This window comes from Cytophagales bacterium, assembly GCA_019456305.1.
Classification (GTDB): Bacteria; Bacteroidota; Bacteroidia; order Cytophagales; family VRUD01; genus VRUD01.
Map to the genome: position 1 here is coordinate 1 of VRUD01000153.1, position 1859 is coordinate 1859.

General features: G+C 38.9%; 3 protein-coding genes. All 3 read right to left on the minus strand.

Translation table 11 applies throughout. From position 1 onward, the window contains the following. The coding region (locus tag FVQ77_17430; protein MBW8052086.1) for a regulator at nt 1-449 on the minus strand (449 nt) is incomplete at its 3' end. A gap of 622 nt (nt 450-1071) precedes the next feature. Further along, nucleotides 1072-1266, minus strand: coding sequence for a T9SS type A sorting domain-containing protein (locus FVQ77_17435; protein MBW8052087.1), 195 nt, complete (start codon nt 1264-1266; stop codon nt 1072-1074). Nucleotides 1267-1269: 3 nt separating this feature from the next. Further along, nucleotides 1270-1859: hypothetical protein (locus tag FVQ77_17440; protein ID MBW8052088.1), on the minus strand; the 590-nt coding region annotated here is incomplete at its 5' end.

The following is a 1859-nucleotide window of genomic DNA, read 5'->3' on the forward strand; positions in this document are numbered from 1 at the left end:
GAACTTCCATTGTTGGTGGATAAAAACACCCCGCCCAAAGTCCCCGCAAAAATGTTTGTGCCGCTTATGGCTAATGAGCGGACAGTAAGATTTGTCAAACCGGTATTGACCGCAGTCCAGGAACTTCCATTGTTGGTGGATAAAAACACGCCTCCGCCCGCAGTCCCCGCAAAAATGTTTGTGCCGCTGATGGCGAATGAATAGACAGTAGGATTTGTCAAACCGGTATTGACCGCAGTCCAGGAACTTCCATTGTTGGTGGATAAAAACACGCCACCACTACCAGTACTCGCAAAAATGTTTGTGCCGTCTGTAGCAATACTTTGGATATATCCGCCATAAGGTCCGTTGGTTTGCAGCCATTGGGCGTATAGCATAGAGTATTGCGGATTAAAGATTGCGCATTGAAAAAAACAAAGCGCTGCAAGTAGTAGATTTTTTGTTTTCATTTTTTAAAGTTTTGCTCCCAAATCCGGGACGGTTAATGATAATTGAAGTAATGAAAAATATTTAAAATGGTTTCAGGTAGCAATAATAATACAAGCAGGTGAAAAATGCAAGAAAAAATGCAAAAACTTTATTTTTCTTCTTTTCGGAAGTAATGCGATAGCATTATTCCAAATGCTGTGATCAAAGTAACCCCTGCGATTATTATCCCTATATACACTAATGTGAAGATGCTCATTGTTTTTGTAGTTTTTTGATTTTAAAGTATGACTTTATCATAAGAGATGTTGCAAAAATTAAAATAATCAATGCAATAATAAACAAAACAATTAAAAAAGTAAGATTATATCTTATTGTAATTTCAAAAACTCTGTATGAGATGCTGGATAAGCCAGTTATAATGGCAACCACAAACAAAGCATATATTTTAAACAGTTCAATTTCTGATTTTAGTTCTTTATCCATTATTGCCCATGTAAGTTGCTACTTATTTGAAATTTCATTTATTGAAATCTTTTGTGCATTAAATAAAAAGGTTCTGGGTACTGGGTTCTTGGTTCTGGACTCCCGGGGCTTAATTTCTCAAATTCCAGTGCCCAGCACCCAGCAAATTATCTATTATTACTACTTATTCATTTTTATAACTTTTCTCACCTGTGTTATGTTATCAATCATCATTTCCACAAAAAATACGCCTTGCGGGGCCCCTGTTAAGTTTATTTCCTGTGAAAACTTACCGGATGTTATTTTTCCATTCCATTCATAGAGCTTTTGCCCGGGGGTGTTGGTTATATGGATGTTCACCTGTTTATTCGTCATGCCTTATACTTCTAAAGTGAATTTGCCGGGGGTGGGGTTGGGAAAAATATTTATGTTATTGATGAAATCAATATTTTTTATTCCTGTTGTGGTAACAACCGTCAGAGCAGCTATGTTGCTTGTTGCGTTGCTACCCGAACAATTTGTAACATAGCAGTAATAAGCGCTTCCGCTGTCGCTTAAAGTTAAAGTTGGAGTGGTATAAGAACTGTCTGTTGCTCCTGTAATTGGCGAGCCATTTTTATACCATTGATAAGTGAAAGGAGAAGACCCGCTCGTACTCACACTCCATGTCACTGTTCCGCCAACTGTTGCACTTTGATTGGAAAGGATATTTGTGATTGAAACGCCAATACACATCTCCGATAACGGCCTCTTCCATACCCCGCCACGCCAAGTCCCCGCAAAAATATTTGTGCCGCTTATGGCTAATGAACGGACATTAAGATCTGTCAAACCGGTATTGACCGCAGTCCAGGAACTTCCATTGTTGGTGGATAAAAACACTCCGCCACCAGTCCCCGCAAAAATGTTTGTGCCGCTTATGGCTAATGAATAGACATTAGTACTTGTCAAACCGGTATTGACCGCAG

What these genes read in the sequence shown, in the direction of transcription:
- FVQ77_17435 (MBW8052087.1), bottom strand. Translation starts at nt 1,266, where the DNA reads ATGACGAATAAACAGGTGAACATCCATATAACCAACACCCCCGGGCAA.